Annotated in this window: 17 protein-coding genes; 9 read left to right on the forward strand and 8 right to left on the reverse strand. The window is 56.5% G+C overall.

The window, feature by feature from the left end; all coding sequences use genetic code 11:
- Nucleotides 1–308 precede the first annotated feature (308 nt).
- From OC597_RS11425 to OC597_RS11435, 3 genes are all read left to right on the forward strand, one after another.
- Nucleotides 309–788, forward strand: a complete 480-nt coding sequence (locus OC597_RS11425; protein WP_262208764.1) for a tetratricopeptide repeat protein — start codon at nt 309–311, stop codon at nt 786–788.
- A gap of 11 nt (nt 789–799) precedes the next feature.
- Complete coding sequence (locus OC597_RS11430; RefSeq protein ID WP_262208765.1) at nt 800–1,231, forward strand: GNAT family N-acetyltransferase; 432 nt, start codon at nt 800–802, stop codon at nt 1,229–1,231.
- 65 nt (nt 1,232–1,296) lie between these two features.
- Nucleotides 1,297–1,575, forward strand: coding sequence for a chorismate mutase (locus tag OC597_RS11435; protein WP_410071707.1), 279 nt, complete (start codon nt 1,297–1,299; stop codon nt 1,573–1,575).
- Between the two features lie 104 nt (nt 1,576–1,679).
- On the opposite strand, the gene OC597_RS11440 is transcribed toward OC597_RS11435, so the two are convergent.
- Nucleotides 1,680–2,105, reverse strand: a complete 426-nt coding sequence (locus OC597_RS11440) for a GNAT family N-acetyltransferase (protein WP_262208766.1) — start codon at nt 2,103–2,105, stop codon at nt 1,680–1,682.
- Nucleotides 2,106–2,333: 228 nt separating this feature from the next.
- Between OC597_RS11440 and OC597_RS11445 the strand changes: the two genes are divergently transcribed.
- From OC597_RS11445 to OC597_RS11460, 4 genes are read left to right on the forward strand one after another with little or no spacing between them, the layout of a single operon-like run.
- Nucleotides 2,334–2,699 (forward strand): ArsC family reductase, encoded by a 366-nt coding sequence (locus OC597_RS11445; protein ID WP_085118090.1) that lies wholly within the window; start codon nt 2,334–2,336, stop codon nt 2,697–2,699.
- Nucleotides 2,696–3,823, forward strand: coding sequence for a succinyl-diaminopimelate desuccinylase (gene dapE / locus OC597_RS11450; protein WP_112348697.1), 1,128 nt, complete (start codon nt 2,696–2,698; stop codon nt 3,821–3,823). The genes OC597_RS11445 and dapE overlap by 4 nt, the downstream gene beginning before the upstream one ends.
- Complete coding sequence (locus tag OC597_RS11455; protein ID WP_262208767.1) at nt 3,820–4,494, forward strand: M15 family metallopeptidase; 675 nt, start codon at nt 3,820–3,822, stop codon at nt 4,492–4,494. The genes dapE and OC597_RS11455 overlap by 4 nt, the downstream gene beginning before the upstream one ends.
- A gap of 2 nt (nt 4,495–4,496) precedes the next feature.
- Nucleotides 4,497–4,682: a YpfN family protein gene (locus OC597_RS11460; protein WP_099062576.1), complete on the forward strand. Its 186-nt coding sequence runs from the start codon at nt 4,497–4,499 to the stop codon at nt 4,680–4,682.
- A 28-nt stretch (nt 4,683–4,710) separates the two neighbouring features.
- Here OC597_RS11460 and ypfH read toward each other — a convergent pair whose 3' ends face one another.
- The 6 genes from ypfH to dapA all read right to left on the reverse strand — a co-directional run bounded on the left by ypfH (nt 4,711) and on the right by dapA (nt 11,405).
- Entirely contained in the window at nt 4,711–5,400 is a 690-nt protein-coding gene (gene ypfH / locus OC597_RS11465; RefSeq protein ID WP_261259119.1) for an esterase, read from the reverse strand.
- Between the two features lie 117 nt (nt 5,401–5,517).
- Nucleotides 5,518–7,530: a tRNA(Met) cytidine acetyltransferase TmcA gene (locus OC597_RS11470; RefSeq protein WP_262208770.1), complete on the reverse strand. Its 2,013-nt coding sequence runs from the start codon at nt 7,528–7,530 to the stop codon at nt 5,518–5,520.
- Nucleotides 7,531–7,584: 54 nt separating this feature from the next.
- Nucleotides 7,585–8,451, reverse strand: a complete 867-nt coding sequence (ypfJ, locus tag OC597_RS11475; protein WP_012146218.1) for a KPN_02809 family neutral zinc metallopeptidase — start codon at nt 8,449–8,451, stop codon at nt 7,585–7,587.
- 165 nt (nt 8,452–8,616) lie between these two features.
- Nucleotides 8,617–9,330 carry a phosphoribosylaminoimidazolesuccinocarboxamide synthase gene (gene purC, locus OC597_RS11480; RefSeq protein WP_085118101.1) on the reverse strand — a complete coding sequence of 238 codons (714 nt, stop codon included), beginning with the start codon at nt 9,328–9,330 and terminating at the stop codon, nt 8,617–8,619.
- A gap of 124 nt (nt 9,331–9,454) precedes the next feature.
- Entirely contained in the window at nt 9,455–10,507 is a 1,053-nt protein-coding gene (gene bamC, locus OC597_RS11485) for an outer membrane protein assembly factor BamC (RefSeq protein WP_261259113.1), read from the reverse strand.
- Between the two features lie 16 nt (nt 10,508–10,523).
- A complete protein-coding gene (gene dapA, locus OC597_RS11490) occupies nt 10,524–11,405 on the reverse strand; it encodes a 4-hydroxy-tetrahydrodipicolinate synthase (protein WP_099062580.1) in 882 nt (293 codons plus the stop codon).
- Between the two features lie 110 nt (nt 11,406–11,515).
- On the opposite strand from dapA, the gene OC597_RS11495 reads away from it, so the two are divergent.
- Together OC597_RS11495 and bcp are read left to right on the forward strand one after the other, a co-directional pair.
- Nucleotides 11,516–12,121 carry a glycine cleavage system transcriptional repressor gene (locus OC597_RS11495; protein ID WP_261259302.1) on the forward strand — a complete coding sequence of 202 codons (606 nt, stop codon included), beginning with the start codon at nt 11,516–11,518 and terminating at the stop codon, nt 12,119–12,121.
- 2 nt (nt 12,122–12,123) lie between these two features.
- Nucleotides 12,124–12,588 (forward strand): thioredoxin-dependent thiol peroxidase, encoded by a 465-nt coding sequence (gene bcp / locus OC597_RS11500; RefSeq protein WP_085118108.1) that lies wholly within the window; start codon nt 12,124–12,126, stop codon nt 12,586–12,588.
- Between the two features lie 43 nt (nt 12,589–12,631).
- On the opposite strand, the gene OC597_RS11505 is transcribed toward bcp, so the two are convergent.
- Complete coding sequence (locus OC597_RS11505) at nt 12,632–13,702, reverse strand: AI-2E family transporter (protein WP_261259109.1); 1,071 nt, start codon at nt 13,700–13,702, stop codon at nt 12,632–12,634.
- Nucleotides 13,703–13,944: the final 242 nt, after the last annotated feature.

Consider the following 13,944-nt stretch of genomic DNA (forward strand, 5'->3'; position numbering starts at 1 on the left):
GAAAAGCCAGTTATTAGGGAGAGCGTGCCGAAGGGGTCGTAGCAGCTTTAGCTGCCGACCAACTTGTCGGGAACAAGTTGGAACGACTTCCAGTCGGCCCGCAGGGTGGGACACAAGGATGTGTCCCATAATGGCCCCTCGGTGCTCTAGGCCCGGGTATCTCGGGCTAAAAGGCAACTTTGACAGTAAAACCGGCCCCGGATCGCGGGGCCAACCTTCCTTCAGCAATGCCTATACCCCTTGTGCGATGAATTCTTCCGTAGTAGCGTGCAAAAGGTACAAAAACCCTACTCACCTAAGGCCATGTGATGTCCCCTACGCTGACCATCGAACAATTAAAAGAGTTGGGCCGCTATCAGGAAGCGACCGAGCTGGCGCAACAACAGCTACTGCAACAACCGGAAGACGCCGCCCTGCACTACCAATTGGCTTGCCTGTATGACGTTCAGGGCTTTGAGCAGCAGGCGATCCCCTGTTACCTCGCAGCACTGACGCGCAATTTGTCGGCAACGCAACGGCAGGAGGCCTGGCTTGGTCTGGGCAGTACCTACCGGGCGCTCGGCCTGTATCACCAATCGCTGGCCGCCTTCGACGAAGGGCTGAGCGAGTTCCCGCAGGCCAAAGAACTCACCCTGTTCCGCGCCATGACGCTGTACAACCTGGGTGAAACCAAGCAAGCGGTAGCCGACCTGTTGTTGTTGCTGGCTGAAACCTCCTCGCATAGCGACATCAGCAGCTACCAGCGTGCGATCCGCCAATACGCCGCCGATCTGGATCGGATTGGCTAAGCGAGGTCAACATGGAAATCGTGACCGACCCGAACCGCTACGGCGTCGACTGGCTGCAGTTGGCCGGGCTACTGGAAGCCGCCGGATTGGGCCAGCGTGACTCGCAGGTCCTGCAGCGCGTTTATCAGCACAGCCAATTTTGCTACTGGGGCTACCTTGATGGCCGGCTGATCGCCACCGCCCACGCCATTAGCGACATGACGTCAGTTGCCTATCTGGCCGATGTGGCCCTGCATCCAGACTTTCAGGGCCAGGGTTTGGGACGTCAGCTGATGGATCGGGTCATGCAGGATTTGGCCCCGCTCGGCAAAGTGTTTATCTACTCGGTGCCCGACAAGCTGGAATTCTACAAAAAATACCACTTCCGTGAGCTGACTACCGGCATGGTCTATGCCGACAGCGCAGCTTTAGAGCGACTGCAGCAGAATGGTTATGTCCGCTGAAAAAACCTTAAAGGAACTCCCCATTGCTCATTGAAAATCGGCTGTCTCCGCAGGACTGTGCGAACATGAATGATATTCGCGCTGAAATAGACATGATGGACGAAAGCATCATCAAGCTGATTGCCCAGCGCTTCGCCTACGTAAAGGCTGCGGCCAAATTCAAGACCAGCCCCGATGCGGTACGCGCCAAAGAACGCTTGGAGGCCATGCTGCTGCAAAGACGAGTCTGGGCCGATGAGCAAGGCTTAAGCCCGGAGGTGATAGAAAAAATGTATCGCGATCTGGTTAATTATTTTATCAGCGAAGAAATGAAACACTGGTCTCAGGATCAGGGCGAAAAGTGAATTTATCGGTGGTTTTTTCCATCATCGACCACGAATGGCCGATGGTGAAAAAAAGTCTGAGTTATAAATTACGTCAGGCCAGAGAATAATTTCTGACCAGCCATCTACAGCGTCTTCATCATAAAGATCCGGCTGGTACCTGCCGGCAGACAGGGTACTTCGCCAAAGCGCGTCCAGCCGTTCAACTCATAAAACTTCGGTGCCTGAAAGCTGATGGTGTACAGCACGGCGGAAACGCAGCCCCTGCGCCGCCCTTCCAGCTCAAAGCGACGCAGCAACTCACTGCCCAGTCCTGAGCCACGCAGCGATTTTGGCAGATAAAACAGATCGACAAACAACATACCCAACGATGAACGCCCGCTAATACCGCCCAGTACTTCGCCGCTGATCGGGTCTCTCACCACCACCCCTAGCGGGCGACGATCGTTGGTGCCGGTCACTTCATCGTTATATTGATTCAGCCCTTCTGCAATCAGCGCTTCTATTTCGTCGATGGCGCTTTCGGTGACTTCGATTCGGTAATTTTCCATGATCTTCTTCTGATGTAGGGTTACTGAGTAGCACAGTGAGATTAGCAAAAAAGCACCGCAATAAACGCGATCGGCATTTTTTCAGCTTTCCCCCGCCTTTCAGACCATTGGACGGTGGAACTCCCCGCCATTTTTCGGCATGCTGTCCGCTGGCTTTCATTTCACCGCCACCGGCGGTTTACCACCGGCAGCGCGCCGGTGCTGGGTTGCAGAGAAGGTTCTTACTCCATGACGTTGACCATGTACGGCATCAAAAATTGTGACACCATCAAAAAAGCACGCCGCTGGCTGGAAGAACAGGGTGTGGCTTATCAATTTCACGACTACCGCGCCGACGGGCTGGACGAACAGCAGCTGCGCGGTTTTGTCGAACGCCTGGGCTGGGAGCCGCTGCTGAATACCCGCGGTACCACCTGGCGCAAGCTGGATGAAGCGCAGCGCACCGCCTGCGACAATGCCGATGCGGCCATCGCGCTGATGCTGGCTCAGCCGGCAATCATCAAACGCCCGCTGCTGGACGACGGCAACGGACACGCCCTGCTCGGCTTCAGTGCCGAAGGCTACCAGCAATTTATTTCCGAGGTGGCAGCATGATTTGCCCGGTTATCGAACTGGCTCAACAGTTGATTAAACGCCCGTCGCTCAGCCCGCACGATGAAGGCTGTCAGGCATTGATGATTGAGCGTCTGGAAGCCATTGGTTTTACCGTTGAGCCCATGCCGTTCGGCGATACCCTGAATTTCTGGGCCTGGCGTGGCGAAGGTCAAACGCTGGCGTTTGCCGGCCACACCGACGTGGTACCGACCGGCGACGAAAAACGCTGGGATAACCCACCGTTTGAGCCAACCATCCGCGACGGCATGCTGTATGGCCGTGGCGCGGCAGACATGAAAGGTTCGCTGGCCGCGATGGTCGTGGCGGCTGAGCGTTTTGTGGCAGCCAACCCGCAGCATCAGGGTCGTCTGGCCTTCCTGATCACCTCCGATGAAGAAGCCAGTGCTACCCATGGTACGGTGAAGGTGGTAGAGGCGCTGATGGCGCGTAATGAGCGCCTGGATTATTGCCTGGTCGGCGAGCCTTCCAGTACCGAACGTGTCGGGGACGTGGTCAAGAACGGCCGTCGCGGCTCGATCACCGCCAACCTGCACATTCACGGTATTCAGGGCCATGTCGCCTATCCGCACCTGGCGGATAACCCGGTACACCGTGCCATGCCGGCACTGAATGAATTGGTGGCGACCGAGTGGGATCGCGGCAATGAATTCTTCCCGCCGACCAGCATGCAGATCGCTAACGTGCAGGCCGGTACCGGCAGCAACAACGTGATCCCGGGCGAGATGTTCGTCCAGTTCAACTTCCGTTTCAGCACTGAATCGACCGACGCAACCATCAAACAACGCGTGGAAGAACTGCTCGAGCGCCACCAGTTGAACTACAGCATCGAATGGCGTCTGTCGGGCCAGCCGTTCCTGACCGCACGCGGCGCACTGGTGGATGCGGTGGTTAACGCCGTCGAACACTATTCTGAGCTGACGCCACAGTTGCTGACCACCGGGGGCACCTCAGACGGCCGCTTTATCGCCCAGATGGGCGCGCAAGTGGTTGAGCTGGGGCCGGTCAACGCGACGATCCATAAGGTCAACGAATGCGTACACGCGGCCGACTTGCAGCTGCTCAGCCGCATGTACCAACGCATCATGGAGCAACTGGTCGCATGATCACGCCAGAAATGCTGACCGGGTGCTCGACCGAACACCTGGTACCGCTCAGCGGTAACCACCGGTTGCAGCCCGCCGCCGTGGCCGCGTTTCTCGCCATGCAACAGGCAGCACTTGCGGCCGGGTTTGATCTTCAGCCTGCCAGCACATTTCGTGATTTTGATCGTCAACAGGCGATCTGGAATGGAAAATTCTGCGGGCAGCGCCCAGTATTAGATAAGGACAGCCGACCGATCGACATCACGCCACTGTCCGCCGCCGAGCGCTGTGAGGCAATCCTGCGTTGGTCGGCCTTGCCGGGTGCCAGCCGCCATCACTGGGGCAGTGACCTCGACGTCTACGATCCCTCACTGTTACCGGCAGGGCAAAAGCTGCAGTTGGAGCCCTGGGAATATCAGCATGGCGGCTACTTTTATCCGCTCAATCAGTGGATGACGGCGCATATGGCTGAATTTGGCTTTTACCGTCCGTTCACCGAAGAAGGTGACGGCGTGGCGGTAGAACCCTGGCATCTGAGTTACCGGCCACTGGCGCGTGAAGCCGAGCATCTGCTGACGCCGGCGCTGCTGCTGGCAGCCTGGAAAAATAAGGACGTTGCCGGTGCCCAATGGCTTGAAGAGCATTTGCCATCGATATTTTCGCGTTTTATACGCCCTGAAGGAAAGGAGTAAATATGGAATGGTTAGCTGACTACTGGTGGATTATCCTGCTGATTTTATTCGGCATGATTATCAGTGGGATCAAAGAGCTGCGCCGCGTTGACGTCAAACGCTATCTGGCCGATAAGCCGGAACTGCCACCGCACCGCGATAACAACGCCGAGTGGGATAACGACGACGACTGGCCGAAGAAGAAATGATATCAGGGCGCATTTAGCGCCCTGAAGTTTATTTAAAAGCGATCAAATCGCCGCGTTTGCCAAACATCGCTTCATCCCAGTAGCGCTGAGGCACGTAGTAATGCAGCCGTTCGAGGGCATCGTTCATCATGCCCTGATTGATGGCGTGCCCCACGTCTTCTTCCACGTCCAGCGTGAAATCGACGCCGATAGCCTGCAGTTGTTCTGCTGCCGCCCTGGCATGCTGCACCGCAATCACCGCATCCTGTTCGCCGTGGATCAAGTGCACCACGCAATCACCGAACGCCCGCTCCGGCAGGCTGGCAAAACGCCCGCTAAAAGCCACTACCCGGCCGGCCAGGTTAGGTTCTGCCTTCAAGGCTTCCAGCGCCATGATTGAACCCTGAGAAAAACCGACCAGTGCGGTGCCGGCATCATTCACGCCGCTCTGCTGCTGCCAGTAACGCACAGTTTCGATAAACTGCGGCATCACTTCAGCAATGCGCTCGGCGCGGTTTTCTTCGGTCACACCCTGCACCGAAAACCACTGCCGGCCGCTGCCGTTACCGAAGGCAAAAGGGCCACCAATGCTGACCACCAGCGCCTGCGGGAAGTCTTTGGCGAAATAGCTGCCAATCTCGCCCATCGCCTCTGGGGTATCGCCAACACCGTGAAACAGCAGGATCAGCTGCGCAGCCGGGGTTGCCGGGCTCTGTACAACAAAATGCTCATGTTTCATCGGTGACTCCTCGTATTGTTCAAATTCTGCCCGGCGCCAGTTGCCCGGGTTCCTGTCAGCTACTATACGCCGCTGAGAATTCAGGAAAATCGGGTTTTATTGAGCAACATCTTCAATTTATTCCAACGATTGCGACCAGTTGTGCCAGCGCAAGCAGTGCTGGGCATCAAGCTGCTCAAGCGCTAACCCCGCCTCCTGCCGCCAGCGGCGTAGCAAAGCCTTCTGACCGCTGAAGCCAAGCAACGCCACGCAGCCCGCCGGCGTCGTTTGCTGTTGCAGATGCTGACGCAGTGCGGGCAGCGGTAAAGGACTGGCTAGCAGTAAACGTTGTAGCGCCCCCAGGCTGGCCTCAAGCGGCCGATGGGCGAAGGCGAACCCGGCCAGTTCACGCCAGTCATCCTCGCCCAACTGGATATCGCCGTCGTCACCGGTGATTTCCAGTTGCAGATCAATACGCGGCTGCAGCCAGCGCCAGTCACGCGCCAGATGCTTATGCGCCGCATGCCGCAGCGCCTCACCCTGCTCACTCAGCGGCAGGATGGCCATGGCGGTGTAACAACCGCTGCTGGCTTCCGTTTTGCTGCCGATACGCACCAGTTCAAAACTACAGGATTGCCAAAAGCGCCACAGCGACTCGGTGTAACCAAAGCTGACCGAGAGGTAATCCAGCCCCTGCGCTTGCTGCCGTTGCTGCGCGATCAGGCTGCGGGCGATGCCCTGCTGACGTAATGCCGGTAATACTGCAATGCGGGTAATACGCCGTGAGCGCAGCGTCGGCGCCCACCACTGGCCGCCATGTGCCGCCAGCGACTGCGCCACCAGGTTGCCGCGCGGTCGCCGCCGCCCGGCCCAGACTTCATGTGCCAGTTCGGCACTCAGGCCACCTTCGTCCACCAACCACAGCGCGCCAACCACCTCATCTTCAACCCGTGCCACGCCAAAATGCATGCCGGGCGCATCCATCAGTCGCCGTAAATCGAGCGGAGAAGTACGGTAATGGGCACTGCTTAGCAGGGCGTAAAAACGCACTAAGTCTTGAGGATCGGCACACAACGCCCCTTGTTCGACCCCGCTGATACTGACCGGCTTATTCGTCGCCTGCCAGAGTGGCAGTTCGTTGAACAACAGCGCGTTATCGACGATACGTTCCAGCGCATCACCGGGTGCCCAACGCATGGGCTGCTGTAACCCCAGCGACTGGAACTCAGGCAACCCCGCGCAAAATTTCAGTAAAAACCCCCGGCCGGTGCCTTCATATCCCTGTACCGTGGTGGTCAGCAAAACGCGGGGGAAATGGCTAACCAGCTGTTGCAGCAACGGGCCGGGGATCGCCGCCGCTTCGTCCACCAGCAGCCAGCCCACGTCGCTGACGTCATGTTCGCGACAATGGGCCAACAACGCGTCCGGTGCCCAAAATTGTGCGCGGCCCTGCGCCCATTCACCAGCGACCTCGGTAGCCGCTCGGCTGGGCCCGGTGATCCAGCAGGTGAGCGGCGTGTTCGCCACCAGCATGCCAGCCACCGTTGACTTGCCGCGCCCACGGGCAGCGGTCAGCACCCAAACGCCTGACTCGGCACCGAGTAATTGTGCCAGCAGCCTTTGCTGCTCGGGAGTCGGCTGGCCATTCGGCGCTTGCCACTGCGGGCGTATTGGCAAGGGTGCCAAAGTCAGCGGCTCATCCTCTCGCCAGAGCGTGACTTCGTTGTCCGCCGCCAGGTGTTGCTGCAAATGGTGAATGAAATTTGGGGTGGTGATCGGCTGCGGGCAATCGCTCCAGCGCAGGCTGTCGGAGTCCGGCTGCTGATGCCATGGTTGCCATGGTGGTGTCAGCAACAACAACCAACTGCCGGCGCGCAGGGTACCGGCCAGTGCGGCCAGCGCCTCTACATCCAGGCCGCGGGTCGCATCAAACACCGCATGCAATCGCTCCTGCCCCAGCAATGTCCGTGCCGCACCACTGGCCAGCGACTGCATAGCGGGCGGCGGATTTTCTCCCACCCACGGCCAGTCGCCCGGCAGGGTGGTCGCCAGCCGTTGTGCTTGCTGACGACACCATTGCGGCTCGCCACTGAGCACCAGCAGGCGCCTGATGCCCTGCTGCTGCATAAGTTGTTGCATTGCCTGTAACATCAGGATCCAGACCCAGACCTAAAAAAATGCCGGAGTCAGGCTCCGGCATGCATGTTAACGGGAGGCGAAGGTGTTGCAGGTATTAGGATCACCGCTATCGAAACCCTGTTTAAACCAGGTGTAGCGCTGCTGCGAGGTACCGTGGGTGAAGCTGTCCGGCACCACTCGTCCCTGACCCTGTTGCTGCAAACGGTCGTCGCCGATCGCCTGCGCTGCGTTCAACGCCGCCTGCAAGTCGCCCTCTTCCAACATCTGTTGCTTCTCGGCATATTTGCCCCAAACGCCGGCAAAGCAGTCCGCTTGCAGTTCCATTTTCACCGACAGACGATTCACTTCCGCCTGGCTGGCACCCTGCTGCATCTGACGCACTTTAGGCTCAATGCCCAGCAGGTTCTGTACATGGTGGCCCACTTCGTGCGCCACCACATAGGCCTGGGCAAAGTCACCGCCGGCCCCCAGCTTGGTTTTCATATCCTGATAGAACGACAGGTCGATATACACCGTTTTGTCGCCCGGGCAGTAGAACGGCCCCATCGCCGCCTGACCGGTGCCGCAGCTGGTGCGCGTGACGCCGCGATACATCACCAGTTTGGGTGGCTGGTAGGTTTTGCCCATACGCTGGAAAACTTCTTTCCAGTTATCTTCGGTAGAGGCCAGCACCACCGAGGTAAATTTAGCCAGTTCATCGTCTTTTGGACTGATGCTGGCGCTTTGTTGCTGAGTTTGCGGGCTGACGTCCCCACCGTTCAACAGCGGCGAAAGATCGATGCCGTAATAGCCGGCCACCAGCACCACCACCAGAATGGCGATACCGCCCTTGCCGCGAGGCACGCGGAAACCGCCGCCACCGCCACCCAGACCTGAAGACTGCCCGCGACGATCCTCAACATTGTCACTTTCCCGACGCCCTTGCCAACGCATATATAAACTCCAGATTAGGTTTTTGTCATATTACGTAGATCATTATAAATGCTCAGCGGCAAAGGAAATGTAGAATTTTTCTGGAAATGCCGACAGAAGGAATAGGCGGCGGGGAAAGTCAGGAGAATGACGGGGCCGGAGAGACCCCGTATAGCAAGAAAACGCTTAGTCTAGTTTGACGCCGATACGGCGAGCCACTTCTTCGTAGGCTTCGATCAAGCCACCCAGGCTCTGACGGAAACGGTCTTTGTCCATCTTGTCCAGGGTGTTTTTATCCCACAGGCGGCTGCCGTCCGGTGAGAACTCATCACCCAGCACCACTTCGCCATTGAACAAGCCGAACTCCAGTTTGAAGTCGACCAGGATCAGGCCAGCATCGTCAAACAGCTTGCTCAGCACGTCGTTCGCCAGATAGCTCAGCTCACGCATGCGTGCCAGGTGCTCTTTGTTCACCCAACCAAAGGTTTCACAATAGGACTCGTTGACCATGGGATCGTGCATGGCATCGTTTTTCAGGAACAGGTCAAACAGCGGCGGGTTCAGTACCAGGCCTTCTTCAATACCCAGACGCTTCACCAGTGAACCGGCGGCACGGTTGCGGATCACACACTCGACCGGCACCATGTCCAGCTTCTTCACCAGCACTTCGTTGTCTGACAACAGGCGTTCCATTTGCGTCGGGATGCCGGCTTCTTCCAGTTTGCTCATGATGAAATGGTTGAACTTGTTGTTCACCATGCCTTTGCGATCAAACTGCTCAATGCGCTGACCATCCAGTGCTGACGTATCGTTGCGGAACTCCAACACCAACAGATCAGGATTTTCGGTGGTGTAGACGGTTTTTGCCTTTCCGCGATACAGCTCAGCTAGCTTTTGCATCTTAGTTACTCCAATAAAGAATTGTTTTAAAAACGCTGCAAGAATGATGGGTATATTGTGCCAAATCTGCGACGCAAACGATACCGTAGCCATCAAAGAAAAAGGGGCCTTGGCCCCTTTTCAGTTATTTAACGCTGGTTTTACTGAAAGCTGACTGGAATGCCGCAACCAACCCGTCGTTTTGCGACTGGGTCAACGGTTTCCCTTTAGAATCGATAAATTGCAGGCTGGAACGGTTGTTCAAGTCACCCACCTGCAGTTTGTAATCCCCTTCTTTCAGCTCAGGATCCTTGACGCCCAACGCATCCCAATCGCTGCTGCTCAGGGATTTGTAGGTCACGGCAACGGTACCCTGCGGACGGCTGCGGTCACCCACTTTCATCCCCAGTTTTTCCAGCGCCGCCGGCAGACGATCCCACACCACGGTGTACGGACCGCGCACGACCAACATCGGCAGGCCGGTATCATCTGCGCCACTCTGCACGTCCAGCGCGCCGAAACGGTTGGCAGACTGGTTGCTCGCCAGGTTGTCCTGCTTGTCCAGGCCTTCAACCAGAGTGTTCATCATCATGCCGTTGTAGCGCTGCACTTCCGACGGATCGGTAATCTGCTCGGTTTTACCCTGCTGCTGCAGGCCGACGGTTTTCACCACCAGCGCCTGCTGGTAACCCTGCTGCTGTACGCTGATCTGGTAGCGGCCTTCGTACTGGTTGTCTTCATCCAGACGGTTCCACTTCACCCAGTCGGTGGTCAGGGTCTGAGTAGCGTCCTGACGTGAGGCGATCGCAATGTTCTTCGTTTGCAGCATGCTGGTCACGCGTGACCACAGGTTCTGGTTCTGCGGGCTGTTTTCCAGCAGCAGCGTGCCGCTGTCGCCAGCATATTGCGCACGTGAACCGCTCAGCAAGGCCAGTGGCTGTACTGGCGGACGAATATCCAGTTGCTTGCCGACGCCGCCTTTCAGCGTGGTGGCCGGAACATCATAATTACCGCTTTGCACCGGCAGGATCATACCGGCTGGTGTGTTCAGTGGCTTGAGCACCGACGCGTCGAGGTAAGACTCATCGCCGCTAACCTGGCGTTTGTAACGCTGATCGGTGGTACAACCCACCAGCATCATCACCAGCGAAATACCCACGACTTTTGCTACCGTCGACTTTTGCAATGAATAAACCATCAAATTTCCCTTAGAGTTACAGCAAACCGGCGCTTTTCAAGGCGCGTTCCACTACCGGACGGGCAGCGTCGGTCAACGGCGTCATAGGCAGACGCATTGTATCGGTTGCCATCAATCCCAATGCCTTACAGGCCCATTTCACCGGGATCGGGTTTGCTTCTACAAACAAATCCTGATGCAACGGCATCAAGCGCTGATTTAAGCGGCGTGCCTCAGCAAAGTTACCCTGTGCTGCCAGCGCGCAAAGTTGCGCCATTTCACGCGCCGCCACGTTGGCCGTCACGGAAATCACCCCTTTGCCGCCCAGTTGCATGAAATCCAGACCGCTGGCGTCATCGCCGCTCAGCAAAATGAAGTCTTCATCATCAACCAGCACTTGGATCTGACTTACACGACTTAAGTTCCCTGTTGCCTCTTTAACAGCAACAATATTCTTAATTTTTGCTAAACGCGCAATCACCGGCGGCAGCATGTCACACCCGGTGCGAGAAGGCACGTTATAGAGGATCTGTGGCAGCGCGGTGCTTTCGGCAATCGCCTTGAAGTGCTGATACAGCCCTTCCTGAGTCGGTTTATTGTAGTAAGGCGTGACCGTCAGGCAACCCACTACGCCGGTGTTTTCGAAGCGCTGGGTCAGCGAAATGGCTTCAGCGGTGGCGTTGGCGCCGGTACCGGCGATCACCGGAATGCGGCCAGCGGCCAGCTCCAGCGTCTGCAATACCACGTCAACGTGCTCGTCATGGGCAAGCGTTGCGGACTCACCGGTAGTCCCTACGGAAACGATAGCCGCAGTTCCACTGGCTACATGATAATCAATCAATTTTTTTAGGCTCGCGCGATCGACAGCACCTGTGTCGTCCATCGGCGTAACCAGTGCAACAATACTTCCCGTAAACATTGGCCGTCCCCTCCACAAACAAGTCACTCATGGTACTTTTGCTGCCTATCCAAAAGCAAGCAAACAACGGTGTTGTAAGCGCTTGGCAGGCGGTTTTTTTTATGTTTACCATGGTAACCCCATTGTGCACGACAGGAAGCTCCATTTTGCCTAAGCCAGATGAACACTATCTCGTGATTACCGCGCTCGGTACCGACCGCCCCGGGATCGTCAATGCCATCACCCGCCACGTCAGCAGTTGCGGATGCAATATCGAAGATAGCCGTCTGGCCATGCTGGGTGAGGAGTTCACTTTCATCATGCTGCTTTCCGGCAGTTGGAACGCCATTACCCTGATCGAATCCACCCTGCCGCAAAAAGGCGCAGAGCTGGAGCTGCTGATTGTGATGAAGCGCACCAACTCGCACGAAAGGCCGCCGATGCCGGCCACGGTGTGGGTACAGGTTGAGGTGAAGGATTCACCGCACATCATTGAACGTTTTACCGATCTGTTCCACTCCAGCCAAATGAACATTGCCGAGCTGGTGTCGCGCACCCAACCGGCAGAAAGCGACCTGCCGCCCCAGCTCCATATTCAGATCACCGCACACAGCCCTGGCAACCCTGATGCATCAAATATTGAGCAAGCCTTTCATCGCCTATGTACAGAATTGAAAGCACAAGGCAGTATTAGCGTTGTGAACTATCCACAGCATGATGAGAAAGATGGAGAGTAGTGATGACCCCATTGAAAGCCGGTGACACAGCGCCAAACTTTAGTTTGCCTGACCAGGACGGTGAGGAAATTAATCTGGCCGACTTCCAGGGACAACGAGTACTGGTTTATTTTTATCCCAAGGCGATGACGCCGGGCTGTACCGTACAGGCCTGCGGTTTGCGGGATAACATGGATGACTTGAAAAAAGCGGGTGTCGAAGTTCTGGGCATCAGCACGGATAAACCCGAAAAACTGTCGCGTTTTGCCGAGAAAGAGTTGTTAAACTTCACGTTGTTGTCTGATGAGGATCACCAGGTAGCACAGCAGTTTGGCGTTTGGGGTGAGAAAACCTTCATGGGTAAAACCTATGACGGCATTCACCGCATCAGCTTCTTGCTCGACGGCAAGGGCAAGGTTGAAAAAGTGTTTGATGATTTCAAAACCACCAATCATCACGACATCGTTCTGAGTTACCTGCAGCAATAATTTATACGAAGCGCAGCGGCCTGCTGCGCTTCGTTATTCCTGCCTATTCCTGTTCCGTTTCCACCCGCAGTTCGTCCGGCCAGGCGTGGATCACCGCCTTCACCAACGTCGCCAGCGGGATAGCAAAGAACACGCCCCAGAAGCCCCACAGCCCGCCGAAAATGATCACCGACAGAATAATCACCAACGGATGCAGGTTGACCGCCTCGGAGAACAGGATCGGCACCAGCAGATTACCATCCAGCGCCTGCACCACCAGATAGGCGACAATCAGCGTCCAGAAATCCGCTCCGATACCCCACTGGAACATCGCCACCACCACCACCGGAATGGTTACCAGCACCGCGCCAATATAGGGGATCAGCACCGAGACACCGACCAGCACCGCCAGCAGCAATGAATAGCGCATGTCCAGAACAACGAACACCAGATAGGTCGCTATGCCGACAATCACCATCTCCAGCACCTTGCCGCGAATATAGTTGGTGATTTGCTGATTCATCTCGATCCATACCTGCCCGGCCAGCCCGCGATTACGTGGCAGCACGCGGCGCACCGCGTTGAGCATTTGCTCTTTGTCCTTCAGCAGGAAGAACATCATCATCGGCACCAGGATCAGGTAAATCGCCAGCGTCAACAGCCCAACCAGCGAAGCCAGTGAGAATTTCACCACCGACTCCCCCATGCCCGACAAACGCCCGCGCAGGTTTTCCGCCATCATATCGATGATACCGGCATCCACCAGCGCCGGATAACGCTTCGGCAGCGTCGCGGCAAAGTTATAGAACTGATTGAGCATACCCGGCAGATCGGTCATCAGGTTGATACCCTGTTGCCAGGCGGTCGGTGCCACCACAAACACCAGCAGCATCGCGATACCGGCAAACATGATCATCACCATGCTCGCCGCCCAATTGCGCGAACAGCCGATGCGTTGCAGCCGCGCAGTCGGCCACTCCAGCAGGTACGCCAGCACGATGGCCACCAGTAACGGGGTCAGAATGCCATGCAGAAAATAGAGAATGAGGAATCCGGCAACCAGGATCACCAACAGCGCGATGGCCTGCGGATCGGTAAAACGACGGCGGTACCACTGTAATAACATCTCCAGCATCAGAGAGTGCTCCTAGAGGTTTGACTGGCAGGCATTGTGGTTCCTGGGGTCTGTGTTTTTATGAATTGGCTTGGGTACACTCTTGGGTACACTGAAAATCAAAGTGCTTAAAACTAACTAACCTTACATCAACATCGGTTGAGTCTGTAGTGGCACACTGAATTTGGCCACCTGAATAGAGGTGATATCATCGCCTCATAGTCAAAAAAGGTGACATTATGACCGGACGTAACAGACGTAAT

It is taken from the genome of Serratia proteamaculans, assembly GCF_946227095.1.
Lineage (GTDB): Bacteria > Pseudomonadota > Gammaproteobacteria > Enterobacterales > Enterobacteriaceae > Serratia > Serratia proteamaculans_E.